A 25904-nucleotide genomic window follows, 5' to 3' on the forward strand; every position below is an offset into this window, starting at 1 on the left:
TAATTTTCAGGGGAGGTTTGCAGAGATGCGAATGTTAGTCATTGGCGGAGGCGGTCGCGAGCATGCGATTGTCTGGGCGCTCAAGAAGAGCGAGAAGGTAAAGGAGCTGTTTTGCGCGCCGGGCAACGCAGGGATAGCCCAGCTGGCGGAATGCGTGCCGATTGCGGTATCGGAATTCGATGAATTGGTGCGTTTCGCCAAGGACGCCTCAATCGACCTCGTCTTCGTAGGACCGGATGATCCGCTTGCGGACGGAATTGTCGATGCGTTCGAAGCGGCAGGAATCCCGGCCTTCGGACCGAATAAGAAGGCAGCGGCGATTGAAGGCAGCAAGATCTTCATGAAGGATTTGCTGAAGAAGTACAATATCCCGACGGCGAAATATGAGACGTTCACCGACTATGAATCGGCGCTGTCGTATCTGCGGGAGCAGTCGGCGCCGATTGTCATTAAAGCGGACGGACTGGCAGCGGGCAAAGGCGTTACCGTTGCGGCGACGATGGAGGAAGCGGAGAAGGCGCTGCGCGAGGCGATGGTCGACAAGGTGTTCGGCGAAGCGGGCAATCAAATCGTGATCGAGGAGTTCCTGGAAGGTCAGGAAATGTCGATTCTGGCCTTCGTGGACGGCGAAACCGTGAAGCCGATGGTGCCTGCCCAGGATCATAAGCCGATTTTCGATGGGGACAAAGGGCCGAATACGGGCGGGATGGGAACTTATACGCCGTTGCCGCATATCGATCCTGCCATTATTGAGGAAGCGATCCAGAACATTGTGATTCCAACCGCGAAGGCGATGGTCAGCGAAGGGCGTCCGTTCCGCGGCGTGCTGTTCGCGGGCCTGATGATTACGAAGGACGGTCCGAAGACGATCGAATTCAATGCCCGCATGGGCGATCCGGAGACGCAGGTCGTGCTGCCTCGTCTGAAGACGGAGCTGGTGGATATCGTGCTGGCGGCGATGAACGGAAGACTGGCGGATATGGATATTGAATGGAGCGACGAGGCTGCGGTATGCGTCGTGCTTGCTTCCGAAGGCTATCCCGCCTCGTATCCGAAGGGCCGCGTTATTACCGGACTCGCGGAAGCGGAAGCGCAGGGAGCGCTAGTGTTCCACGCGGGAACGGCGATGAAGGACGGACAGTTCGCGACAGCCGGTGGACGAGTGCTTGGCATCGTCGGGCTAGGCGCGGATATCGCCGAAGCGCGCGGGCGCGCTTATGAAGCGGCGAGCGTTGTGCAGTTCGAAGGCAAGCAGAATCGTAGTGATATCGCGGCGAAGGCTTTGCTCTAAGCCAGGTTGATTGCGACCGATAGTTGAATAGAGATAACCTTGAGCCTTCCCATACAGCTGCTGTTGCTGCGATAACAGCAGCCTTCGCGGGGAGGTGATTTTTTATGTTGTGGAGTATGTTTAAGGACTAACTTGTGCGAAAGCAGTTAGGAAGGAACTGCAGCGCTGGTAACCAGCGTCGGAGAGTCAGAAAGTAACTGGGGAGGAACTGCAGCGCTGGAAATCAGCGTAGGAGCGTCTTTGTAACGCTAACGGAACGAGAGCCGCTTATTGAGCGCAGATTGTTGCGAAGTGTCTCATTTTGTCCGATGATGTTACTATTTTGTAACTCTATTAATCTGCTGATTCGATAAGATAAATCTATCAGCGGAATAGTGGGTGAGACAAATGGTGAATCGGAAGAAACGCGTTCAAAGATTGGCAATTGCAGCTTCTCTGACAGGTCTTCTCGTCTGGGCAGGCGGCTGCGCGACGGGACAAACGATCAGCTTGTCGGCATTGGCGTCGATAGGCGGACAGCAGACGGAAGGGCATGCGGATGGCAAAGCGGGCAGCGACGGTATACATGCGGGCGGCTCGGGCGAAGGCATGTCGGACGGCAAGGCAGCCAGCGGCGGCATACATACGGGAGGCTCTGGCGGGGGCATGTCGAACGGCGGAGATCGAACAAGCGGATCGGGCGTGTTGAATACGGCAGAGTCGGCAACGGCGGGCAACGGCGCGGAAGCAGGCGGAAGTTCGACAGCAGATAACGGTGGAGTGACGACAGCGGTTAACAAAGGCGAGAACACTAGCAGCATAGGAAAGAGCAATGAGGAAATGGGAAACGATCAGGGGGAGGCGCAACAAGGAAGCGAGACTAGCGGAAAAACAAGCAGCGATGGAACCGGCAACGCAGGCAGTGAAGGAACAGTTAACGCAAAGAGCAACGGCACAGAAGGCAACGACGGAGCCGCAGCCAGCACGGAAGGCGATGGCGCCAGTAACGACGGAGCCGCAGCCAACGCGGAAGACGGTAACGCCAGCAACGACGGCAGCAAGACTTCCGCGAGCAAGGACAGCAATGCGGCGAGCTCTAACGGAAGCCAAGCGAACAATACAAGCGATAACGAAGAACCAAGCGTCAAACCGTCAACGGATGCAGATGACGCCAAGGAGCAGAAGCTGATCGCACTGACCTTCGATGATGGTCCGGATTTGCATTATACAACGGCGATTCTGGATATTTTGAAGGAAAAAGGGGTTCATGCCACCTTCTTCGAGGTCGGCCTGCAAATCGAGAAATACCCCGAGGTATTGAAGCGTATCCGGGACGAAGGACATGCGATCGGCAATCATACCCAAGACCACAAGGATCTCAGCAAATTGACTGAGGCTCAAATCATAGATCAGATGAAGCAGGTTGACGATGAAATGAAGGACGCGATCGGAGAGGTGCCTACCCTGTTCCGCGCGCCTTACGGAGCCGTATCCGATACGCTTAAGAAGGTGATGGAGGATAACGGACGCCGGCTCGTAGGCTGGAATATCGATACGCGGGATTGGGCGGGCACCTCGATCAAGGATATGCGCGAGATGATTCGGACGAAAGCGAAACCGAATGCTATAATATTAATGCATTCCTTCGGGAGCAAAAATATTCAGCACACGGTGGACATGCTTGCGGATGTCATTGACGATCTGCAGAAGCAGGGCTACACGCTGGTGACGGTTGATCAAATTCCGGAGAAATAAGGGTTGAACCGGAGATAAAGAGAAATGGAAAGAAAAATGGAAAGAGAAAGACCGGGAAAGGAACATCTTGTAAGGCGGAAGGGGGCGACGACTTGGGGCCTGGTAGAGAGTCTGACAGCAGTAACAGCAGTAACAGCAGTAACAGCAGTAACAGCAGTAACAACAGTGACAGCAGGGATAGTAGTCACAGCAGTAACGGCAGTGACAGAAGGGACAACTGCGCAAATAAGCGCAGCATCGCGGGGGGCGCCCTCCGCTCTTTCTTGTTTCTAACCGTGTTCATAATCCCGCTGTTGCTGGCGGGCTGTAGATACACGGCCGCTCCCGCGGATTTGCTGCGGAAGCCCGACGCCTCCGCCGATCATTTGGAGCTGACAGCAGCTGTCAAGGATGTTTTGCCGGAATACAGCAAGCTTATGCTTCCGAACAAGGACGATTTCAAGGATGCGATCCGACTCCTCGACATAGACGGCGATCGCAAGGACGAAGCCGTCGTTACCTTCTTCAATGAATACAGCATTCCGCAAATTGTTATTTTCAAACAAACCGGGAGCGGGTGGAAGCAATGGCTCTTGGTCGAGCAGCCGCTGGCACGGGATATCGGATGGCTGAAATTCGTCGATGTCGGCGGAGAGGACGAGCTGGTGATGCTGGTCGGATGGGTCGGCTCCTTCGACAATCCGAATGTACTGGAGCATTACTCGTTCCAGGCGCAGGCCGAGCGGGACGATAATGGCAATCTTGTTCTGAGGCCGGTAGAGTCCATACCTTACGAGCTTGCGGAGACAGGAGATCTCGAGGGGAACGGCGATATCGAGCTTGCGCTGATTACCTCTACGGGCAACGGAGGAGAGCTCGTCGTGCCGAAGTATAGTCTTGCCGTCTATACGCTGCAAGAGAATGGCATGACGAAGAAGGCTTCCATGGAGCTGGCCGATACCGCGAGCGCGTTCCAGAGCTTGAAGATCGGCCGCATCTCCGAATCGGGGTACGGCATCGTAATCGACGGCATTACAGGAGCGCACAGCTCCGTCACCCTCATGTTCGCCTGGGAGAACCGCAAGCTCCTTCTCGTGTATCCGAGCCGCAGCCTGCAAGCCGGCATGAGCAGGGCAAGCAGCCAGGATGTCAACGATGACGGCATTCTCGAGGTCGAACAGCGAATTGAAGCACCGGGCTATATGGACACGCCGTACTCGGAGATGCAGTGGATTAATATATGGCTGCAATGGGACGGAGAGAAGAGCTTCCATCCCGTGAAGACGAGGTATGAAGACTATGTCTACGATCTGAAAATCGATATTCCGGATTCCTGGCAGAATCGTTATACGCTCAAGAAGCCGACTGCGCCTTATGGCTTGATCTCGTTCGAATATTGGGATGCGATGGAGCAAGCCTCCTATGACTTGGCAACCGTATACGTCGTGCCGCAGAAAAAATGGACAACAGCCGCCGCTTACTGGAAGAGCGGCGGAATTCCCTATCATCAAGTCATGACGGACAGCGGCAATATATTCGTTGTATCGTTCCAGACCGCCCCTCCAGAGGGCTTGTCCGAGGCGGGGGCGAAAGCTTTCGGTGAGCTGCTGGAGGCGGAGAAGGACTTCCCGTCCTACCTGTCTATTGAGCATATGGAGTAATCGGAGGCAGCTTGAAGGCGACTGTGAGCGGACCTATTCAGATCAGATGAAATCGGCGGTGAGTGCTATTGCGAGTTTTACTTCTGGAGGATGAAGAATCGATTCGAGGCTTTATTCGAATTAATTTGAAACGAAACGATATGGAGGTTGTGGAAGCGGATAACGGTGAGGACGCGATCGCGCATGCGGACACGCAAGGGCCCTTCGATATCGCGCTTCTTGACGTCATGCTGCCTACGATTAGCGGCTTCGAGGTCTGCGAGGCGCTTCGCGGACGATATCCCCGGATGGGCATTATTATGCTGACGGCAAAGTCGCAGGAAGAGGACAAAATTCGCGGACTTGAGCTGGGCGCGGATGATTATGTGCAGAAGCCGTTCAGTCCCGGGGAATTGATCGCGCGCATCAAGTCGCTTTATCGCCGCATGACGGTAGATGCGCCGCCGAGTCCGACTCCAGAGCCTCAAGCGGATCAAAGCGAGATGACAACTCCGGAGCTTGCGGCAGAGGAAGCGGCAGTGCCGCAAGAGCGCCTGGAGTCTGCCGGGTCTTCAGGAGTCGAGCATGCTGCTGAGGCAGTGAGCTCTGCGACAGCCGCAGATGCTATGCTCATCAGCGGCGTTATCAAGCTGTCCATCAAGGAACGCAGACTATGGAAGCATGAGCAAGAGATCATCCTGACGCCCACCGAATGGACGCTTGTACGTCTGCTGATGGAGAGGGAGGGGGAGAGCATTAGCCGCGATCATATTCTGAGCGAGGTGTGGGGACGGTATTATGTCGGCGATCTGAAGGTGGTCGACGTGAATATTCGGCGGATTAGGCAGAAGATTGAGGAGAGACCGTCGAATCCGTCCGTCATCGAGACGGTATGGGGCTTTGGCTATCGCTGGAAACGGAGTGGGACGCCATGAGGATGAGAAGCATCCAGACTCGGATGGTTCTAAGCTATTTGCTGCTGATCGTACTGGTCGTGTGTGTGCTTGGAGCCGCCTTCGCCGCTCTGATGTGGAATTATTATTACGGCAGCGCCCAGAGCTCGGTCAGGCAACGCGCCGAATCGGCGATTTCTCTTCACTCCCGTTCGCTCGCCTCGCTTACGCTTCAGGATCAAGCGGATTATATGCTGCAGCATATGGTGGAGGACGGTCCGGCTCGCATCCAATTGCTGAACAGCATAGGTCAGGTGCGCATCGATTCCGACGGATTCGCGCCCCAGGTTCAATATTCGACCGAGGATGTCAAGGCGGCGATGTCCGGCGGCATCGGCAGCTGGAGCGGGGTTGATCCTTACTACGGCGAACGCGTCATCTCCATCACGATTCCGCTGTACAACGATTCGCGAATTGTGTCGATGCTGCGCTACACGTCATCGATCGAACAAGTGGACAATATGGTTGGCAAAATCATTCGGATGGCGGTGTACGTTGGATTAGGCGTTATTCTTCTCTTCCTGGGACTCAGCCTCTTCCTCGCTCAGCGCATCGTGCTTCCGATCAGAGAGCTGACGAGCGCGGCCAGATATATGGCTGAGGGCGACTGGACCCGAAGAGCGACGAAGCGCAGCAATGATGAAATCGGCCAATTATCCGAAACGTTCAACGCGATGGTAAGCGAGCTGACGAAGCGGGAGAGGTTGAAGAACGACTTCATCTCTTCGATCTCTCACGAGCTTCGTACGCCGCTGACCTCGATCAAGGGCTGGAGCGAGACGCTGAAGGAAAGTCAGCCGGGCGAGGACGACGAGGAGGTCAAGCTTGGCTTGTCGATTATCGGGAAGGAGACGGAGCGGCTGTCCGGACTGGTGGAGGATTTGCTCGACTTCTCGAAGCTGTCCGCGAAGACGATGGAGCTGCATGCGGAGACGCTGGATCTGAACAGCTCCGTGAAGGAGACGGTCCGTCAACTCGTCGTGCGCGAGGACAAGACCAAGGTGCGCCTAGTCGCCTCGTACGACGAAGGACCGATTATTATCTTTGCTGACGCGAATCGGTTGAAGCAGGTCATTATCAACCTGATCGACAACGCGTACAAATTCACACCCGCCGGCGGCATCATTCGTGTGACGACGCAGGCAAGGGAACAGTCGGCGCTGCTCGCTGTCTCAGATACGGGAAGCGGCATCGCTTCCGAGGATCTGCCTCATGTGATGGAGAAGTTCTACAAGGCGAGCAATATGGAGGGCGGATCGGGTCTTGGGCTTGCCATCTGTAAGGATATAATTGAGCTGCACGGCGGAACGATCGCGATCGACAGCGAACGGGGATCGGGCACGGTGGTGAAGATTGAGCTGCCGATTCTGAGAGAGGCCGCGTCCCGGGAACAAGCACGCGAGGAATCAATGTCGGATTCGCAATGAGAGAAAGCATGCGAAAGCAGCATGCTTTCTTCGTTCTCCCTCCTTTCGTTCTCCTGTCTTCGCTCTCGCGAACGCGAGCCCTTACTCCTTGTAGAAGATAAGCTTGCGATTAATGAAGACGAACAGCACGGAGACAATCGCGCCGAGAATAAGCATCGCGGACAGCCAATGCTCCTCCAGCCAAGCAATCCACAAAGGCATGGGAACTCACCTCTTTTTCCTCGATAATGACAATAGATTTTGTATGTCGTTATTCCTTATTCTGCACTAATCCGCAATCCCTATTCCGGCTGTTGCAGACGGATGCTTCGAAGACAGGAGCAACAATCCGCGCGAAGGCTCATTTTTATCAAGACAAACTCGTCCGTTCTGTGTTTAAATGGAGATACCATATTGTAGCAAAGGCGGGTTTTCATGAATAACAGAATGCGAGCGCTGTCAGTTGCCCTTCTCACCTCATGTATCCTATTCATTGCGGCATGCAGCGGCAATAACGAGGAAGTCGCAGACGTGATTGCGACGAACACGATGAGTCCAACGATGGAACCTACTCCAACCGTTACACCGGAGCCGACTTCGACGCCAATGCCCTATATAGCGCCTCTTACAGGCATAGGCCTTGAGCAAGAAGCGACGAACAGGCCGCTGGCCGTCATGATCAACAATTATTCGGCGGCGAGGCCGCAATCCGGTCTGACGCAGGCCGATGTCATCTGGGAAATTCTTGCCGAAGGCGGCATCACGCGTCTGGAAGCAATATTCCAGAGCACAACGGAGCAGACGAAGACGCTTGGACCGATACGAAGCAATAGAGCCTATCTCATCGATATTGCCGACAGCTACGGCGCGATCATGGCGCATGCCGGCGGAAGCCCGGAAGCATACGGCATTCTGCAGAAGCAGGGCAAGCCTTATCTTGACGAAATTTCGAACGCGGGCGGCTACTTCTGGAGAAGCAAGGACCGCAAAGCGCCGCATAATCTATACTCCGAACTGGAGCGGCTGCGCAAGGCGGCGGACAACAAGGGCTACAACAACAAGCTCCCGGCCGCGGCGGCTTATCCGTTCTCGCCGGAAGGCGCGCTGACAGGAGCGACGGCGAGCTCGGCGGAGGATGCGAAGAAGATCGAGATTACGTTCCTCGGACAGGACTACGAGGTCGAATATCAATATGACGAAGCGACCGGCCTTTACAAACGTTTCATTAACAACGAGCCGCATATCGACCGGAATACGGACGAGGCGTTAACGGCGACGAATCTGGTCGTGTTCGAAACGAAGCATACGGTGTACGATAATGTCGGCCGCCTGACCATCGATTTGAAAACGGGCGGCGCGGCGTACATTTTCGAGAAAGGCAAGAAGATCAGCGCGCAGTGGGTGCGGGCGAAGGACGGCATGATTCGCTTCATGAAGGACGGCCAAGAGGTGCCGTTCGTTCCCGGGACAACCTTCATTCATGTCGTGCCGAATAGTCCCGCGCTTGCCGAGCATGTGACGATAAGCATGTAGTGAGAGAATGTAATTATTATACGTGGACACAATAACCGCAAGAAGATGTTCAAAAAGTCCGCTTTTGATCGCCGAGCAGACCAAGAAGCGGCCGTGTTCACGGATTTTGCACAAAAAAAGTGCTGTTCCGACATGGAACGGCATTTTTTGCTTGTTCTGAAGCTGAAAATATGATTAAATTTTCATGGATGTTTACAATCCGTTAACAATTATGGTGTACACTAAGGAAGGCTTTGAACAAGCAATACCGCAAGACCCATACTTTCTAGTCGATAAGGGGATTAGCATGTTTAAGAAAAAGGACATTTTTTTTAAAACACTGGAAGAAATGGCGGACACGCTCGTAGAAGCAATTGAATATTTTGCCAGCGGCGTCTCGGATCTGTCGGATGTGTCGGCTTTCGCGAAGCGGATGAAGGAGCTTGAGAGCGAATGCGATCAGTATACACACACCATCTTGAAGGAGCTTAACAAAACCTTCATTACGCCGATCGAACGCGAGGATATTATGGAGCTGATCACCTCGCTTGACGATGTGGTCGACGGCATTGAAGCTTGCGCCTCCCGCTTTGAAATGTACCATCTTCGCGAGAAGGATGAATATATTACGCTGTTCGCGGAAATTCTTGTCCGTTGCGGACATCAGGTGAAGAGCGCGATCTATCTCCTGACCCAGAAGAAGCTGCTTCCGATGCGCGAGCATTGCATCTCGATCAACGAGCTTGAGAACCAGGCCGACGATCTGCTGCGCGTAGGCGTGACGAGCCTGTTCGCCAACGTGAAGGATCCGATCGAGCTGATCAAGCGCAAGGAAATTTACGAACGGCTCGAACAGACTTCCGACTATTGCGAAGACGTTGCGAACGTACTTGAATCGATCATTATGCGCAACAGCTAACAAGGAGAGTAGGAATCGAAGACATGGAATTATATGTACTCTGGATTGTCGTATTTCTAGCGTTATCATTCGACTTCATCAACGGCTTTCACGACACGGCTAACGCGATTGCGACATCCGTATCCACGAGGGCGCTGAAGCCGAGAGTAGCCATCCTCATGGCGGCGGTCATGAACTTCCTTGGCGCGATCACGTTCACCGGCGTTGCGAAGACGATCGGCTCGGGTGTTGCCAATCCCGCGGAACTGGAGCATGGCGTCACGATTGTCATAGCGGCGCTCGTCTCCGCGATCATATGGAATCTGGTCACATGGTGGTTCGGCATCCCGTCGTCCTCCTCCCATGCGCTCGTCGGCTCCTTGGCAGGCGCGGTTATCGCGGGAGCGGGACTCAGCGCCATTAACGGTGAAGGCTTTGTCGACATTATGAAGGCATTGCTCATTTCGCCGCTGCTCGCCTTCACGCTCGGTTTTATTATTATGTGGATTCTGAAGCGGGCATTCGCGAAGTCCTCTCCGCATCAAGTGAATAAGGGCTTCCGGACCGGACAGATCATCACCGCGATGTTCCAATCCTACTCGCATGGCACGAACGACGCGCAGAAGGCGATGGGCATTATCGTATTCGCGCTTGTGACCGCGGGCGAGCAGTCGACGATGCATGTGCCTCTGTGGGTGCAGATTTCGGCGGCTACGGCGATGGCGCTCGGCACATCAATCGGCGGCTGGAAGATCATCAAGACTATGGGCACGAAGATTTTCAAAATAGAGCCGATCAACGGCTTCGCGGCCGACCTGGGCTCCGCTGCCATCATTCTGTCGGCGACGATGATTCATCTTCCGGTCAGTACGACGCATGTTATCACCTCCTCGATTCTCGGGGTGGGCAGCGCGAAGCGCTTCTCCGCCGTGAAATGGGGAGTAGCGGGCAGAATCGCGATCGCTTGGGTCATTACGATTCCGATTACCGTCGTTCTCGCGATGGGCGTCTTCTGGCTTATTCATCTCTTCGCTTAATTCATGCGAAATACATAGGACAGCCAAGATTTCCGGCGAGCGTCATGAGGCGCTTCGGAAATCTCGGCTGTCCTTTTTTGATTCCGTTGGGGGGCAGAGTTTTGTGGAGCGTATTATCTTCGGCGTCCAGGTCTTCTGCGGCGGCGTCTGCCGGAGCTGCCCCCTTGTCTGGGCCTTGGCCTTGCGCTCGATGCCGGACGTCTCCGTCTTCTGCGCCTGCGAGGCTTCCACTCGCTGTTGTTCTCGTCATCCTCGCTGATCGACTTCTTGCCGAAGGAGCCCATGAGCACCTTCACCATCGGGGCCATCTGAGTAACGCTGCCCATCACCTTCTGCACCTTGGTGACGGTGCTGAGGATGCCGTCGAGGCCGCCCATGCGGTCGACGAAGCCCTTGATCTCTGTCAGGTTCGGCAGCGTTCCGAGATTGCCGAGCTTGATTCCCTTCTTCGACTGCATCGCATCGGTCTCGATCAGCTGATTATTCGAATGGGGAACGATCGAGGGCAGCAGGCTCTGCGTATTCGCGGTCTGAGGTGGAGGCGTCATGTCGCCGTTATATTGGAAGCCTCCGTGCAAGCCGTTGTACTGCTGGCCGAGCTGGCTTTGACCTTGGCGATGACTGCTTGCTTGCCCATAGCCTTGCTGGCCATAATGACCGTGCTGGCCAGGATGACCATGTTGGCCGCGCTGGCCTTGTTGGCCTTGCTGGTTGCCGACGCCGGGGTGATGATATTGATTCAAACAGATCACAACCCTTTTTTTCATAGTCTATGGGTTAGGCGTTCATAACGATTGGACGAATGCCCTGTTTCGCGAAGAAAACTTTTGGTTAATAGCCTGTGGGGAGCGGTTAGGGTTGCAGATAGAATTCCGCCCAAGGCTTTCGCACGTTAATGTTTGATAAATAACGAACAAAGCTATACAATAGTAAGAACAGTATACATAGGAGTGAATGCGAATGCAGCTGAAGAAGCTGAATGATAAAGCGATTGACCAGTTATTCGAAGCTATACTAACATTAAAATCGGTTGAGGAATGCTATATTTTCTTCGATGATCTATGCACCGTGAATGAAATTCAATCCTTATCGCAAAGGCTGGAAGTCGCTCGCATGCTTGGCAAGGGCAGTACATACAATCAGATTGAAGCGGAGACGGGAGCGAGCACGGCGACGATCTCGCGCGTGAAGCGCTGCCTGAATTACGGCAACGACGGTTACAAAATGTCGCTTGAGCGTCTCGGCAGGTAAGGAGGCGCGTATCGCCATGACGAAACCTGGCATACTGGTTATCAGCCACGGATCCAGAGAAGAGAAATGGGTGAAGCTCGTTGACGCGGCAATTCATGCCGCAGCAGCGGGCTTTCATGTGCCCGTTGTCTCTTCTTTTCTTGAAATTGTGGAGGGACGCTTGATCCAGGACGGCATTGACGAGCTGATGCGATTCGGCGTGACGGATCTGTTCGTGCTGCCGCTATTCGTATCCTCCGGCAGCACGCATGTCGATGAAATCGGGCAAGCGTTCGGCTTCCCTTGGGTATCCGATCTCGAAGGCGATCTTGGCGAGTTCCGCGTAGGTGAAGGCGTGCGGGTCACGTATGGCCTGCCCATCGACGATGATCCGGAGATTGGCGAGCTGCTGCTTGCGAATATCTCGGAGCTGTCCACCGATCCGTCCAGGGAAGCGCTGCTGCTGGTCGGGCATGGCAGCAAGGAGCCGGTGTTCCACGAGCGCTGGGCGGAGGGGCTCGGCAAGCTTGCGAAGCGGCTGAGGCTTGCCGGCGGCTTCGCGCGGGCCGAATACGCGATGCTGCTGCCGGATCAGGCTGCCACAGTTCTTCAAAGCATGCAGCAGGAGGAGCCTGAGCGCGAGATCATCGTCGTGCCCGTTTTCCTAAGCGTTGGCTATTTCACCAATCGAGTCATTCCGGAACGGCTGGAAGGACTCCGCTATCGCTATAACGGGAAGGCGATGCTGCCGCATCCGGCGATCGAGCGGTGGATTGCAAGGCGGATTTCGAGCTGGCTGGCTGAAGGATCGAATACATAGAGAAGTATTGAAATATTTTTGGAACCATCTGCGATGATGTCCCTAAGGAGGCTTAGAGCTCTGATGAAACGAGCCAGGTTAATCTATAATCCAACATCGGGAAGAGAAGAGATGAAGCGGCGGCTTCCCGATATTTTGCAGCGTCTTGATCAAGGTGGAATCGAAGCCACCTGCCACGCGACGGTCGGCGAAGGCGACGCGACGCTCGCAGCCGCGGACGCTGCGGACCGCGACTACGATATGATCATCGCCGCCGGGGGCGACGGCACCTTGTACGAGGTCATCAACGGGCTCGCCAACAAGCCGAACCGGCCGCCGCTCGGCATTCTGCCGCTGGGGACGACGAACGACTTCGCCAGAGCGACGGGCATTCCGAAGCATTGGGAATACGCATGCGATCTCATCATCGGTCAATATACGAGACCGGTTGACGTCGGGAAGGCGAATGATCGTTATTTTATCAACATTGCGGGCGGGGGCTCCTTGACGGAGTTGACCTACGATGTGCCGAGCAAGCTGAAGACGATGGTCGGCCAGCTCGCTTATTATATGAAGGGCATCGAGAAGATGACACGCCTGCGCCCGACCGAGCTGAAATTCGAAGCCGAGGACGTCGGCATCTTCCAGGACGAATACATGATGTTCCTCATCTGCAACAGCAACTCGGTTGGCGGGTTCGAGAAGCTCGCTCCGGAATCGAAGCTCGATGACGGGCTGCTCGATGTGATGCTGATCCGCAAGATGCATCTGGGCGAGTTCATCCGGCTTGTCACACTGGCGCTTCGCGGCGAGCATCTGAACGATTCTCATGTCACCTACTTCCGCACGAACAAGCTGAAGGTGACAACGCCGGATTATGTCCAGCTTAATCTCGACGGCGAATACGGCGGCGTGCTGCCTTGCACCTTCTCGGTGTTGCCTTCACATTTGCGCATCTTCGCGGATGAGACGGGGGTTTCGACTTATCGGTAGGTAGAGCGAAGCGAGTGATGTGGAACGAATAAGAATAGGTGTACTTAGAGTGGACTTATAATAAAAGATAACAAGGATTAGATCAGATCGGAGAAGCTATGAGCAGGAAACGTACGGGAGCAGCAGGAGCTAGGAATAGCGGGCGGATGTCTGCGGGGGCGGGCAAGTCCGCGCGGCATGACGGGCCGTTCCAGAAAAATGATGTCGTGACGATGGATATCGTCGGGCTGACACATGAAGGCGAAGGGGTAGGCCGCTCGGACGGCTTTACCCTATTCGTGCATGGCGCGCTGCCCGGAGAGAAGGTTCGCGCCAAGGTCATGAAGCTCAAGAAGCAATACGGCTACGCGCGGATGGAGGAGCTGCTTGCGCCGAGCGGCGACCGCGTCGAACCGCCATGCGAGATCTACAAGGAATGCGGCGGCTGTCAACTGCAGCATCTGGATTATGAGGCGCAGCTCGCCTGGAAGCGGCAGCATGTGGTCGATAATTTGACGCGAATTGGGAAGCTGAACAACATAACCGTTCACCCGACCATCGGCATGGACGAGCCTTGGAAATATCGGAACAAAGCTTCGGTGCCGGTCGGCCATGCAAGTGTTCGAAGCGGGGGAGCAGATAGAGTGGAGGAAGGCGGCGCAGATGGATTAATTGCGGGCTTCTATGCCAGAGGAAGCCATCGTATCATCGACATGGATGATTGCCTGATCCAGCATGAGCATAACGACGAAGTCATTCGTGTCGTGAAAGGCATCGCGAGAGAGCTTCGCGTGACGCCGTATGACGAGGAGAGCGGCACAGGCGTGCTGCGGCATATTATGGCTCGCACCGGCGTCGTGACGGGCGAAATTATGGTCGTGCTGGTGACGAACGGCAAGCGTCTTCCTCGGCAGCCAGAGTGGATCGAGCATATTCGCAAGGCGCTGCCTGCCGTGAAGAGCATCGTCCAGAACGTGAACGAACGCAGCACCAACGTCATCTTCGGCGACGAGACCAAGGTGCTGTGGGGCAGCGAGGTCATCTACGACGAGCTTGACGGCATTCGCTTCGCCATCTCGGCAAGATCGTTCTATCAGGTGAATCCTGCGCAGACGGTGGCGCTTTATCGCAAAGCGGTGGAATATGCGGCTTTGAGCGGGACGGAAAAGGTCATCGACGCCTACTGCGGAATCGGCACGATTTCGCTGTTCCTTGCGCGTCAGGCCGGCGAAGTGTACGGCGTGGAGATCGTCCCCGAGGCGATCGAGGACGCGAAGCGCAACGCGCAACTGAACGGCATCGAGAACGCGTCGTTTGAAGCTGGCCCGGCCGAGGTCGTCATCCCTCGCTGGCGCGACGAGGGGATAGAGGCCGACGTCATCGTCGTCGACCCTCCTCGCAAGGGCTGCGATCCTGCCCTGCTCGACACCATCCTCGACATCAGCCCCGAGCGGGTCGTCTATGTGAGCTGCAACCCCTCGACACTGGCGCGCGACTTGCGAGTGCTGGAGGATGGCGGGTACCGGACGGTGGAGGTGCAGCCGGTGGATATGTTTCCGCATACGGTTCATGTGGAGTGCGTGGTGGGGATATGTCGCGTCGATACCTAGAAGTCTATAGTTTTGAGCATTCAGCGAAGTATTTCTCCTTTGCGCAGGATGAGAGTGACTATAAGAACAAGGTGTTGAGAGATACGATTAAGGTTTCAGTTGTTTTGGATTTGAAATGGATAGATATGACGAGCGAGTTTTGACCTACAAAGAGAGAATTCTTCTGTTATTTATGAAATGAACTGTGAAAACGCGAATGAGCATCATAACGATCCAAAGACCACCTTATAAAGCAAAATAGAGGTGGTCTTATTTTTTAGCTTAGATAAACGAATTAGGTACATGAGAGACATGCGCACCTGATTTTTCGTGACACATAAAGCTAATAATGAAAGTATAAATTGACTCAATTTGATAGACGACTATGTTGGAATGTTGGGAATGAACAGTATTGCCGGGCTTTTGCCGAGCGAGGTAACACAATAACGTTATATACCAAACCTTTAGCATGATATGAGGAGAATATAAATGGAAGAGCATCAAAAAATACTAATGAATATAGCGGCACGTGCTAGTCATATCTTACATGAATATTTTTCAAAGATATCACAATATTTTGATAGTGATTCTGAAATGCCGGTTTTTGAAAGGTATGTACTTAAACAATTGCCTATTAGTTGTCATACTACAAGTGAGAGTGTATTAGTGTTAGTCGCAAACAATAGATTATGGGATAACGAGATGCTTATTCGATCTATCCTTGAAGGGACGCTAAAGTTCATTTATTTGACAGTGGGCTCAAATGAAGAAAGGACAAAGAAAATAGATGACTTTTGGAATGTCCTTCCTATCATAAATAAAATAAAACGTTCAAAAAGAGCAGAAGATGTATACAAATATTTACCTGGCGATCAAAAACAAAAAAATGACATGAAATTTATCGGTGCAACCGTTCTTAGTGAAGAAGAAATTGAGGAAATAAATAAAAAGTATCCGCGGAAATACCGAAAAGAGTTAGAGCACAAATGGTCATATAGTGAAATTATTAAAGAGCTATCAAAGCAAGATAAGCATAAGTTTTTCTTTGGATTGTTTCATGGATATGGAATTGGAAGTCACTTAATCCACCAAGATGCGGATGCTATTAATTTTCTAATAGATCATAATCAAAGAATTCCTGAAAGAAGGATAGCTAAAGAGTTAGCGCACGGGTGTAGACAGATTAGCGATGTCTTGATTTTTGCTTTCTTAAGACTCTACGCGTATAAAATACTAAATAACGAACCTGCAGAAAAAATCTATTTAGATTCGCACTCAAGATTAGATGAAGAAATGGAAAGATTCCATAGGTCCTTCCGAGAAATCGAAGAACAGTTTTTAGATTATTGATCTTGTTCATTTAAATTCAAAATGTTTTTGGGAAATGGAGAAGAGGGTGTCCAAAAATACAACCAGAGCTACCTAATAGATTGCTGTTTTGTAATGTTAGAAATGGAAGTATGAAATCGCAGATTCTTGTAGAATGGATGTTACCACACCACCAACTCAAGAAGGGGCGATTTTTTGCGTTGTCGAATGACTACTTCAAAACAGTAATCATATACAGGGGACTTACTTTCGCTATTGAGGAGATCGAAAAACAGGTGAATTTGACAAATATGAATCTGAAATAGTGAATGTTGTCGAAAAAAAGGACTTTCCGATCAGCTTATAGAAGATATACCCATGGAATTGTTGGATCGAATTGTAAGGTTGTCTCTGATAGGAGTGTTGAGGGTTTATTAACGTTAATGTTTCTTAGGGGAGGAGATACGAAAGTTATTTTTAGGTCTTATCAGAAATTACCGAAAAAATAACGGTACTTTATTCGTTGGGCATCCTTAATCATTTAATCATAGAAGAAAGGAATCAGTATATGAAAACAGTCTCGTTGCCGCCGCACGCACCTACGCTAATAGAATCAACCCGTGCGATTGGGTATACGTTAGAAGCAGCAGTTGCTGATATTATCGATAATAGTATAACGGCATTAGCATCATGTGTTGATCTCTTTTTCTTTCCTATAAATGATTCCTACATAGCAATATTAGACAACGGAAATGGCATGCACTCGACACAACTTGAGACCGCGATGAGGTATGGAAGCCAAAATCCTAATGATAACCGCGATGCCAATGACTTGGGACGATTTGGACTGGGTTTAAAAACAGCCTCTCTTTCGCAATGCCGTACTTTAACTGTGGTTAGCAAACAGGAAAGCCGAGTTGAGGCACGCCGTTGGGATATCGACCATGTTACAGAAACAGAAGAGTGGTCGTTATTGGTGCTTGAAACTGAAGAAGAAATGTCCACTGTTCCGCGCATTGAGGAATTAAATAAACTTCAATCCGGCACACTCGTTGTTTGGCAGAATCTTGATAGGTTAAAAGTAGGCGAAGTCAACTTTGATCGCTCGATGAGCAAAAAAATGTCTGATGTACGAGATCATCTATCATTGGTTTTTCACCGCTACATAAGCGGTGAAGCGGGGCTAAAGAAATTACGTATAAATATGAATGCTCTTCCTGTCGAACCTGCTGATCCTTTTCTTACGAAGCGAAATACGCAAGTTATGGCAGATGAAGTGTTATATATTGAGGATGCAAAGGTTGTTGTTCGCCCTTTCATACTTCCGCATGTATCAGCGTTATCCTCTGATGAAATTGATGCTCTCGGCGGAAAAGAGGGGCTTCGTAAAAGTCAAGGTTTCTATATATATCGTAATAAGCGGCTACTTTTAGGGGGCACTTGGTTTCGCATGATGCGCCAAGGGGAACTTTCAAAGCTGGCTCGCATTCAAGTGGATATTCCAAATGAACTTGATGGTCTCTGGACGTTAGATATTAAGAAATCCACGGCAGTTCCACCAGAAGTTGTGCGTAATAACTTGGAATCGATTGTCGAGCGTTTAGCTGAACGAAGCAAGCAAACTTGGACTTTCCGTGGTAAAAAAGAAACAAACGATTCGGTCGTTCATGTCTGGCAAAGATTTAAAGGTAAACAAGGCGGCTTTTATTATAACATCAATCGAGACCATCCAATGGTTGAAATGTTCTTAGACGCACCAGCACAGGTTCGTCGCAACCTAGAAACATTGTTAAAGGCGATTGAATCGCAACTCCCTTTAAATCAGCTATATATAGATTTGAACTCGGATAAGCCAATCGAAAATGACACAGAAACCACTGCAAATGATATTGAAGCAACTCTAAAGTTGCTGCTAGATCAAATGCCAACCGCGGTGATGCGAATGGAATTACTGGAGCGGCTTTCGGTATCTGATCCATTTGTGGATTACCCACATATAGTTGTTAAATTCAGAAAGTGAGGAGCGTGCTAACTATGGCAGGGACTAACGTCGAACAACTGGAAGGGATGATTTCCTCCAGCATCAACACAGCATTTCCCTCCGAGCCACCAACCGAGGCGGAGTTTGATGGTATAGCAGACAAATTGCGAGCGTCGCTCGATTCTTTCTGTCATGTCACTGATGAAGAATATGAGGAGATCAAGCGCAAGCTGAAAATAAACATCGTTGTGAAGATGGAAATAGGTACAGTCATAATTGACCGCAAACGTCCTCACCAGTCATGGCTGCCGGCTCGACGGTCCAAGTACGACTTTTTCTTTTGGAATCGTTACAAGAAGTATCTTGAAAACGTTAAACATTGGAATCCTCGAGTTACTGGCAATCTCGGGAGAGTATCTGATGAAATTGTGGACTTGCTTGGCGATCCCGAAAGCACTGAGCCTTTCCAGCGGAGAGGTCTTGTTCTGGGGGATGTCCAGTCAGGTAAAACCGCTAACTATACTGCTATTTGTAATAAGGCGGCAGACACAGGCTATCGCGTAATAATTATACTTGCTGGCATGATGGAAAACCTTCGTCAACAAACCCAAGAACGACTTGATACTGAGTTTTCGGGTAGATTGAGCCAGTATTTGCTTGACCCTGAGAAGCGTGAGATTGAAAACGTTTCTGTGGGTGTTGGGCGATATGGACAGGAAAAGCGAATTGAATCCTTTACATCAGTTACCAAAGACTTTGACAATAACATATTACGAGCGTTAAACCTGTCTTTGCACAGCGTCACTTCTCCCGTTGTATTTGTCGTAAAGAAGAATAAAAGCATCCTTAATAATCTTATTCGTTGGTTGAAAAACAATAATACCAATTCACATGGCATAATCAACCTGCCAATGCTCTTAATTGATGATGAGGCTGATAATGCTTCAGTTAATACGAAAAAAGAAGATGAAAACCCGACGGCGATTAACGAAGCAATTCGTGCACTGTTGGCATTGTTCCGTCAGGCGTCTTATCTTGGAATCACTGCAACTCCATATGCTAACATCTTTATCAATCCCGACACGGATGATGAGATGTTACGTGAGGACTTATTTCCTCGTGATTTTATATACTCACTCGCTCCTCCATCGAATTACATAGGTGCCGATAGTATTTTTGGTGAGGACGCTACGTTCAGTAGTGTTCTTGAGGAACTCCATCCTATTGAGATGGATGCGTTTTTTCCTTTCGATCACAAAAAAGGCCATCCTGTTACTGCGTTGCCGCCAAGCATGAAAGAAGCAATGGCTTACTTCTTGCTGATGAATGGAATTCGTGATGTGCGGGGCGATAACAAAGCCCATCGCTCTATGATGATTCACGTTAGCCGTTTTACTGATGTGCAGAATCAAATTCGAGATTTGGTGAGCGTATGGCTCAGTGATATGCGAGATGATTTGCGGAGCTATTCGCGTCTTTCTGAAAGTGAAAGTAGCGCAATCGACAACATTTTTTATTTAAAGCAGGTTTGGGAGAAATACGGACTTGCTGAAAAGGCTGGGTATTGTGGTCAACCGATGACTTGGCACCACTTCTTGTCGAAATATCTTTTTATCGCTGTATCGCCTATCGATGTAAGAGCAGTAAACCAGCAAAGCGGTTCTACCAGCCTCAATTACTTTGAAAATCGTGAGAATGGTCTTCGTGTTATTGCTGTCGGAGGAAACAGTTTATCTAGGGGGCTTACCATCGAAGGGCTTGGCGTGAGCTATTTCTACCGCAAGTCGCTCATGTACGATACATTGCTTCAGATGGGGCGTTGGTTCGGATATCGTCCTGGGTACGATGATTTATTCAAGATTTGGATAAGCGAGAAAGCCATCGACTGGTACGGATATATCACGGCTGCCGCCGAAGAGTTAAAGCTCGAAATTGCAAGAATGAAAAACGCCAACTTGACCCCGTTGGAATTCGGTCTTAAGGTACGGCAAGACCCCGCTTCATTGATTGTAACAGCAAGGAATAAAATGCGGGCAGGAACTATGGTGAAGCGCCCAATTACAGTGTCTGGTCGATTGTTAGAAACGCCGCGCTTAAAAGCCGATGCGACTTCATTAACTTCCAACGAGGAAGTATTCAAAGATTTTGTGAGTCGATTGGACTTAATCGGGCAACGGTCGCCACGTGACAAAGCGCAGTATTTTTGGACTGGCGTTGCTAAAGGAGAAGTAGAACAGTTACTGAGAGACTTCAAAACTCATCCTTGGCATCTATCTTTCCAAGGTCATGCACTTGCTGATTTTATCAGAGATAAGATGGGCACTGCAACTTGGGATGTTGTTATTGCAGAAGGCTCTGACAAAACCGAAACATATTCGGAACTATACTGTAGCGGCGAAGTTCTGCAAATAAAGCCAGAAAAGCGTTTTGTTGTTGCTAGCGTTGACCAAATCAGTATCAGTGGTACGAAGGTTAGAGTTGGTGCTGGTGGTGCATCTGCACTCGGGTTAACACAAGGGCAGAAGACGCGAGCTGAAGAAGATTTTCGGGATAAGAATCCTGATAAAAGGCATGTTCCCGATAGTGCTTATCTTATCAAGGGACGCTCGCCAATCCTCATGTTGCACGTCATCTATGTTGACCGTATTGGGAAAGACAAAAAAGGACAAATAAGAACACAAATTGATGATGGCGTTAAAATTCCAGACTACTTGTTTGCCATCGGTGCTGGCTTCCCATTTACTGGGTTACCTGAGAAAACTGCAAGCTACATGGTCAATGCGGTTGAACTCAAAAATTATTACGACCCTGAGGAGGACAACGACGAATGACAATAACACCAGAATCTCTCCAAAGGCAATGGGACAGTATTAAATATCGCGACGGTGGCTTTTTACAGGTGGATATAAAACATCCATTGGAATGGCACATAGGTTTTCAGTCAATAAGCCAGAAAACCTTGCTCTTAGTCAGCGACATTGAAATCGGGGATGTTATATCTTCAAAGTCCATGGCGGTTAGTCGCCGTCGCAGAGAATCGGATAACAGGTGGACACTGTCCTTCGAATTGCTTCGTGATGAACAAGAAAGTGTGTTTGCAATCCTATGTAGCGATATTGTCGTTCACTCTCAATCGGCTTCAAATAAGAAAGAAGCTCTGACACTTGTGATAAGTCGGTATAAGCAATGGAGTCGGCTGCTTGAATCCCAGAAAAGCGGACTAATGGATGAGCATAGCCGAAAGGGATTGATCGGCGAATTATTATTCTTATCCAACAGACTAGCTGCTTCGGACTCAGCACTTACTACTGTGCAAGGGTGGATTGGAGCGGATGGTGCAGACCAAGATTTCGCATATGCCGATGGTTGGTTTGAAGTAAAAAGTGTGGGGGCCTCCGCAACAAGCGTTACCATTTCATCACTTGAACAGCTGAATTGTAACGATTATGGCGAACTTGTGATTATGCGCATTGACAAAACTGCTCCCGAAAAGAATGGCGCATTTTCGCTGAATGATATTGTTAGACAAATCTGTGATCAGCTCTCCGGTGACTCTGATGCTTTGGAGATATTTCGCTCAAAACTTGCAGCATATGGATACATTGACCTCCAAGCCTATTCGGAACAGAAATATTACTGCTCGGGTACGCAATGTTACTCAGTTAATGAAACATTTCCTCGAATGACGAAAAAAACTATCCCTGCTCAGATAGTTTCTTTACATTACGAGTTAAACCTTCCATCCTTACAGGAATGGCAGAAAGGATGACATAAATGGATGCACAAGAATTTAGAAAAGATTTTATGGAAAACGTCAGAGCCGAAGCCGCGGCTACTGGTGAGGGTTCTTGTGCCTCTTTTGTCAGTAGTTTCGCTGAATATTTAGAAAGCGCAGAAGTCCTATTAGATTTCACTGCTTCTTATTTTGAAGGGACGGGTAAACGTAATCGCAAGCTCCGGGTTGATGGATATGCGTTTGATGAATTTGATAAAACGATGTCGCTCGTAATAGCCGACTTTGATTCTTCAGATAGAGAAAATGTTATTACACGGACACAAGCAACACAGTTACAAGAACGTCTCGTGTATTTCGTTGACCAGTCTTTAAATAGTTCGCTCCACAGTGAAATTGAAATGAGCAGAGCCTGCTCAGACTTGGTGGACTTGTTGCGCGAAAAAAGAGCAATTACAAGAAAATATCAGCTGTTGATATTTACAACCTCAATAATGAGTTCTGCAATTAAAGCTTTGGATGTAACAGAGATAGATGGAGTTCCTGTAGAATGCCAAATTTGGGATTTAGAGCGGCTTTTCAAAGTCTGTGGTTCCGTTTCTGGACGCTCAATTATTGAAATTGAATTTAAGGAGTATACCGCAAGAGGTATCCCATGTATTGAAGCCAGCGACACCACGACTGATGACTTCAAAAGTTATCTCTGCATTATTCCAGGCGTACTTCTAGCTGATATCTATGATCGATATGGCAGTTCACTGCTTGAAGGAAATGTTCGTTCCTTCTTATCCACAAAGGTTGCTGTGAATAAGAAAATTAGAACGACAATTCTACAATGCCCGGAACGTTTCTTTGCATATAATAACGGAATAGCCGCAACGGCAATGAATATAAAAACTGAAATCACTTCACAAGGCATCTTCCTTGTCGGTGTTACAGATTTTCAGATTATCAACGGCGGTCAAACGACAGCATCGCTTTCCAATGCTCGCCATAAAGACAAGGCAGACCTTAGTTCTATTTTTGTCCAAATGAAACTTACAGTTATTGAACGATCTCTTGCTGACGAAGCAACAGAATTAATGCAGAATATATCGCGTTCGTCTAATAGTCAGAACAAAGTAAGCGATGCCGACTTCTTCTCTACGCATCCTTTCCATGTTCGTATGGAGCAATTTTCTCAAAGGCTCTATGCACGCGCAACGGGCGGCTCGCAGTTCGATACTAAGTGGTTTTATGAAAGAGCGCGTGGACAATATTTGCAAAAACAAATGCGCTTGACCCCAAGCGAAAAGAAAAAATTCTTGTTGCAAAATCCCAAAAGTCAACTTATTACAAAAACTGATCTTGCGAAAGTCCGAAACTCTTGGAAATGCTTGCCTCATATTGTGAGTCGAGGAGCTCAAACGAATTTTGCTGCTTTCGCTGAAGCTACTGATAAAGACTGGGCTGAGACGGATAATGGGCTGATTTTCAATGAGAGATACTGGCAAGAAAGCGTTGCTTTGATGCTCTTATTTAGATATACTGAGAGAATGGTATCACATCAACCGTGGTATACTCAAAGCTATCGTGCTAACATTGTAACTTATACTATAGCGTTATTACATAAACTAATTGTAGGGCAGCATCCTGGTATGACTTTAGACTTGGCAAGCATATGGGCAAGGCAAACTGTCCCATCTCCAATTGCTTCGGTGCTAACATCCCTTTCTGAATTAGTCTATAACAAATTAACTGACCAGAGTCGCAAAGTAGAAAACGTAACTCAATGGTGCAAACGTGAAGAATGTTGGAAAAACGTCAGCACCATTTATTTTGATTTACCTTATGAGATCAAAACATGCCTTATCGATAATGAGGAAAAGAAGACGGCTGAACGTGAAGCAAAGTCCGATCAGCGAATGCTATCGGGAGTCGAAATACAGACAAAAGTCTGCACGGAGATAGCTCCAGATCAATGGAACGCGGTCATGAAGTTTGCGATAAGTAAGCGCATGATTACACCCGATGAAAGCACCGCGCTAAGAATCGCTTGTCAGATACCACTGAAAATACCTACACCAGCACAAAGCAAGAAACTTCTTGAAGTGTTGGAACGAGTTCAAGAGGAGGGATTCAAGCTATGAGTGAGCAGACAAATATCAAATATAGTATCGTTGACTTGTTTGCTGGCGCAGGTGGGCTTAGTTTTGGATTCCTTCAGACCGGTAGGTTCATGGTGAAAGCTGCTTTTGAAATGAATCGATTTGCTCAGCAGACTTATCTTCGCAACCATGCAATTGAAGAAAGTTGTATGTACAGCGATGTTGAGGATGCTTTATCGGAAGAAACAAAGAAAAAACTAGGACAGGTGGATATTGTCATTGGCGGGCCTCCGTGCCAAGGTTTTTCCAATGCGAATCGCCAGAAAAACCACGCAATAAGTCTTAACAACTCGCTTGTAAAGAAGTTTGTTAAGACTGTTCTTCATCTAAATCCTAAGGCGTTTTTAATGGAAAACGTTAGTATGCTTCAATCAGAGGTTCATCGGTTTTTTGTTGCTGAAGAGGATATGAGTGACATCGAGCAATATGGAATTCCTACGACAGATTCACAAATACATCTTCTTGAAGTGGAATTTGTATTCAATGGCGTAACAGAGATTATTTCGGATGTAAATATGATTTCCCGTTATTTATGGGAAGACGAAAGTTATCTCGTTCTGAATGTAGTTTTCAAGAATCGTAGTAACATGGAAAAACTCAGGGCTGCGTTAAATAAACATCGGCGTAAACTAACGGCACTCGCTAAAGAGCTGCTCGATACTGAAGGCGAAAACTATATTATACAACAAGGACGGCAAGCTGGTAATGCCTTAGTACAGTATTTCAATAATGATGAAATTGATGGACTTTGTGAAGCAATTAGACCATCAATTTTACTACAACGTATGCTTTCTAAAGCACTGGAAATCAAAAATAATAGAATCGTAGTTGAACGGTATTCTGGTGAAGGTGATTTGGTTGCCTATGTGAAATCTATGTCCGTTCTGGACTACATTACGTCCATATTGGAAGCAGATTGTAACGGATATACGATCAGCAAAGGTGTTTTGTCAGCAGCAACCTTCGGTGCGCCTCAAAAACGAATGCGATATGTTGTTATGGGCATTAAAAAGCACATTGCTGATTGTATCGAGTTGCCTGTAGGAACTATAAAAGAAGAGAACTTTAAAACTGTTCATGATGCTATTGGGGATTTGGAAGCAATTGAACCAACGACAAACATAGCAGAAGGTAACACTGGAGTTTCAATTGGAGATGCCTCGGATGGGCTTTCTGAGTTGGGGTTGTTGTTGCGTGATTCAATTACATTATATAATCATGTATCTACTGCAACAACCGAACGCGCGCTTGAGCGATTTAAGGCAATCAAGCAGGGGCAAAACTTTCACAGCCTAAAGCCAGAGCTTAAAACGACCTACTCGGATTCCGAAAGAACACAGAATACGATTTATTTGCGCTTGAATTATGATGAGCCTTCGGGAACAGTAGTAAATGTTAGAAAATCAATGTGGATTCACCCGATCCATGACCGTGCGCTCAGCATTCGCGAGGCAGCGCGTTTGCAGACTTTTCCTGATAGTTTTGTTTTCTGCGGAACTAAAGATGCTCAGTACCAACAAGTGGGGAATGCGGTGCCGCCAATCCTTGCCAAGTCGATTGCAACACATTTCCTTAAATATTTAGATGTGCGGCGACCACACGTTCATAGTGTTCATGAATGTATTGATGACAACCAAAGTAATTCATTGTTATTTGTCTGAAACAATAAGCCCGAAAGTTGACGTTAATGCCTGT

Annotated in this window: 19 protein-coding genes; 18 read left to right on the forward strand and 1 reads right to left on the reverse strand. The window is 49.3% G+C overall.

All coding sequences use genetic code 11. The annotated features are described in order from the left end of the window. Positions 1–25 precede the first annotated feature (25 nt). The 8 genes from purD to HFP08_RS09455 all read left to right on the forward strand — a co-directional run bounded on the left by purD (position 26) and on the right by HFP08_RS09455 (position 10450). Entirely contained in the window at positions 26–1291 is a 1266-nt protein-coding gene (gene purD, locus HFP08_RS09420) for a phosphoribosylamine--glycine ligase (RefSeq protein WP_168120339.1), read from the forward strand. Between the two features lie 387 nt (positions 1292–1678). Then, positions 1679–3025 (forward strand): polysaccharide deacetylase family protein, encoded by a 1347-nt coding sequence (locus HFP08_RS09425; protein ID WP_168120340.1) that lies wholly within the window; start codon positions 1679–1681, stop codon positions 3023–3025. Between the two features lie 263 nt (positions 3026–3288). Beyond that, complete coding sequence (locus HFP08_RS09430) at positions 3289–4665, forward strand: hypothetical protein (RefSeq protein ID WP_168120341.1); 1377 nt, start codon at positions 3289–3291, stop codon at positions 4663–4665. A 68-nt stretch (positions 4666–4733) separates the two neighbouring features. After that, complete coding sequence (locus HFP08_RS09435) at positions 4734–5579, forward strand: response regulator transcription factor (protein ID WP_168120342.1); 846 nt, start codon at positions 4734–4736, stop codon at positions 5577–5579. Then, positions 5576–7024 (forward strand): sensor histidine kinase, encoded by a 1449-nt coding sequence (locus HFP08_RS09440; protein WP_168120343.1) that lies wholly within the window; start codon positions 5576–5578, stop codon positions 7022–7024. Before HFP08_RS09435 ends, HFP08_RS09440 begins: the two co-directional genes overlap by 4 nt. 414 nt (positions 7025–7438) lie before the next feature. Continuing rightward, positions 7439–8536 (forward strand): DUF3048 domain-containing protein, encoded by a 1098-nt coding sequence (locus HFP08_RS09445; protein ID WP_240941240.1) that lies wholly within the window; start codon positions 7439–7441, stop codon positions 8534–8536. A 286-nt stretch (positions 8537–8822) separates the two neighbouring features. Beyond that, entirely contained in the window at positions 8823–9434 is a 612-nt protein-coding gene (locus tag HFP08_RS09450) for a DUF47 domain-containing protein (RefSeq protein WP_168120344.1), read from the forward strand. Positions 9435–9457: 23 nt separating this feature from the next. Next, positions 9458–10450: an inorganic phosphate transporter gene (locus HFP08_RS09455; RefSeq protein WP_168120345.1), complete on the forward strand. Its 993-nt coding sequence runs from the start codon at positions 9458–9460 to the stop codon at positions 10448–10450. Between the two features lie 113 nt (positions 10451–10563). On the opposite strand, the gene HFP08_RS09460 is transcribed toward HFP08_RS09455, so the two are convergent. Next, positions 10564–11193 (reverse strand): hypothetical protein, encoded by a 630-nt coding sequence (locus tag HFP08_RS09460; protein ID WP_168120346.1) that lies wholly within the window; start codon positions 11191–11193, stop codon positions 10564–10566. Between the two features lie 217 nt (positions 11194–11410). Here HFP08_RS09460 and HFP08_RS09465 point away from each other — a divergent pair, with 217 nt between their 5' ends. From HFP08_RS09465 to HFP08_RS09510, 10 genes are all read left to right on the forward strand, one after another. Beyond that, positions 11411–11701: a YerC/YecD family TrpR-related protein gene (locus HFP08_RS09465; RefSeq protein WP_168120347.1), complete on the forward strand. Its 291-nt coding sequence runs from the start codon at positions 11411–11413 to the stop codon at positions 11699–11701. Between the two features lie 16 nt (positions 11702–11717). Next, positions 11718–12500, forward strand: a complete 783-nt coding sequence (locus tag HFP08_RS09470) for a sirohydrochlorin chelatase (RefSeq protein WP_168120348.1) — start codon at positions 11718–11720, stop codon at positions 12498–12500. A 63-nt stretch (positions 12501–12563) separates the two neighbouring features. Then, positions 12564–13472 carry a diacylglycerol kinase gene (locus tag HFP08_RS09475; protein WP_206109214.1) on the forward strand — a complete coding sequence of 303 codons (909 nt, stop codon included), beginning with the start codon at positions 12564–12566 and terminating at the stop codon, positions 13470–13472. Positions 13473–13570: 98 nt separating this feature from the next. Further along, the gene (gene rlmD / locus HFP08_RS09480; RefSeq protein ID WP_168120349.1) at positions 13571–15061 is read left to right on the forward strand and encodes a 23S rRNA (uracil(1939)-C(5))-methyltransferase RlmD; all 1491 of its coding nucleotides are present in this window, start codon (positions 13571–13573) and stop codon (positions 15059–15061) included. 468 nt (positions 15062–15529) lie between these two features. Continuing rightward, on the forward strand, positions 15530–16390 hold the full coding sequence (locus HFP08_RS09485) for a DUF5677 domain-containing protein (RefSeq protein WP_168120350.1): 861 nt from the start codon (positions 15530–15532) through the stop codon (positions 16388–16390). A gap of 526 nt (positions 16391–16916) precedes the next feature. Next, positions 16917–18368, forward strand: coding sequence for an ATP-binding protein (locus HFP08_RS09490; protein ID WP_168120351.1), 1452 nt, complete (start codon positions 16917–16919; stop codon positions 18366–18368). Positions 18369–18382: 14 nt separating this feature from the next. Then, positions 18383–21160 (forward strand): Z1 domain-containing protein, encoded by a 2778-nt coding sequence (locus HFP08_RS09495; protein WP_168120352.1) that lies wholly within the window; start codon positions 18383–18385, stop codon positions 21158–21160. Further along, positions 21157–22098 carry a PD-(D/E)XK motif protein gene (locus HFP08_RS09500; RefSeq protein WP_168120353.1) on the forward strand — a complete coding sequence of 314 codons (942 nt, stop codon included), beginning with the start codon at positions 21157–21159 and terminating at the stop codon, positions 22096–22098. Before HFP08_RS09495 ends, HFP08_RS09500 begins: the two co-directional genes overlap by 4 nt. 5 nt (positions 22099–22103) lie before the next feature. Further along, positions 22104–24191 (forward strand): AIPR family protein, encoded by a 2088-nt coding sequence (locus HFP08_RS09505; protein WP_168120354.1) that lies wholly within the window; start codon positions 22104–22106, stop codon positions 24189–24191. Then, the gene (locus tag HFP08_RS09510) at positions 24188–25870 is read left to right on the forward strand and encodes a DNA cytosine methyltransferase (protein WP_168120355.1); all 1683 of its coding nucleotides are present in this window, start codon (positions 24188–24190) and stop codon (positions 25868–25870) included. Before HFP08_RS09505 ends, HFP08_RS09510 begins: the two co-directional genes overlap by 4 nt. Positions 25871–25904 lie beyond the last annotated feature (34 nt).

Origin of the sequence: Paenibacillus sp. HB172176, assembly GCF_011947265.1 — a bacterium.
Taxonomy (GTDB): domain Bacteria; phylum Bacillota; class Bacilli; order Paenibacillales; family Paenibacillaceae; genus Pristimantibacillus.

What these genes read in the sequence shown, in the direction of transcription:
- rlmD (WP_168120349.1), top strand. Translation starts at nt 13,571, where the DNA reads ATGAGCAGGAAACGTACGGGAGCAGCAGGAGCTAGGAATAGCGGGCGG.
- HFP08_RS09495 (WP_168120352.1), top strand. Translation starts at nt 18,383, where the DNA reads ATGGCAGGGACTAACGTCGAACAACTGGAAGGGATGATTTCCTCCAGC.
- HFP08_RS09490 (WP_168120351.1), top strand. Translation starts at nt 16,917, where the DNA reads ATGAAAACAGTCTCGTTGCCGCCGCACGCACCTACGCTAATAGAATCA.
- HFP08_RS09470 (WP_168120348.1), top strand. Translation starts at nt 11,718, where the DNA reads ATGACGAAACCTGGCATACTGGTTATCAGCCACGGATCCAGAGAAGAG.
- HFP08_RS09475 (WP_206109214.1), top strand. Translation starts at nt 12,564, where the DNA reads ATGAAACGAGCCAGGTTAATCTATAATCCAACATCGGGAAGAGAAGAG.
- HFP08_RS09425 (WP_168120340.1), top strand. Translation starts at nt 1,679, where the DNA reads ATGGTGAATCGGAAGAAACGCGTTCAAAGATTGGCAATTGCAGCTTCT.
- HFP08_RS09465 (WP_168120347.1), top strand. Translation starts at nt 11,411, where the DNA reads ATGCAGCTGAAGAAGCTGAATGATAAAGCGATTGACCAGTTATTCGAA.
- HFP08_RS09510 (WP_168120355.1), top strand. Translation starts at nt 24,188, where the DNA reads ATGAGTGAGCAGACAAATATCAAATATAGTATCGTTGACTTGTTTGCT.
- HFP08_RS09485 (WP_168120350.1), top strand. Translation starts at nt 15,530, where the DNA reads ATGGAAGAGCATCAAAAAATACTAATGAATATAGCGGCACGTGCTAGT.
- HFP08_RS09505 (WP_168120354.1), top strand. Translation starts at nt 22,104, where the DNA reads ATGGATGCACAAGAATTTAGAAAAGATTTTATGGAAAACGTCAGAGCC.
- HFP08_RS09455 (WP_168120345.1), top strand. Translation starts at nt 9,458, where the DNA reads ATGGAATTATATGTACTCTGGATTGTCGTATTTCTAGCGTTATCATTC.
- HFP08_RS09500 (WP_168120353.1), top strand. Translation starts at nt 21,157, where the DNA reads ATGACAATAACACCAGAATCTCTCCAAAGGCAATGGGACAGTATTAAA.
- HFP08_RS09445 (WP_240941240.1), top strand. Translation starts at nt 7,439, where the DNA reads ATGAATAACAGAATGCGAGCGCTGTCAGTTGCCCTTCTCACCTCATGT.
- HFP08_RS09440 (WP_168120343.1), top strand. Translation starts at nt 5,576, where the DNA reads ATGAGGATGAGAAGCATCCAGACTCGGATGGTTCTAAGCTATTTGCTG.
- purD (WP_168120339.1), top strand. Translation starts at nt 26, where the DNA reads ATGCGAATGTTAGTCATTGGCGGAGGCGGTCGCGAGCATGCGATTGTC.
- HFP08_RS09450 (WP_168120344.1), top strand. Translation starts at nt 8,823, where the DNA reads ATGTTTAAGAAAAAGGACATTTTTTTTAAAACACTGGAAGAAATGGCG.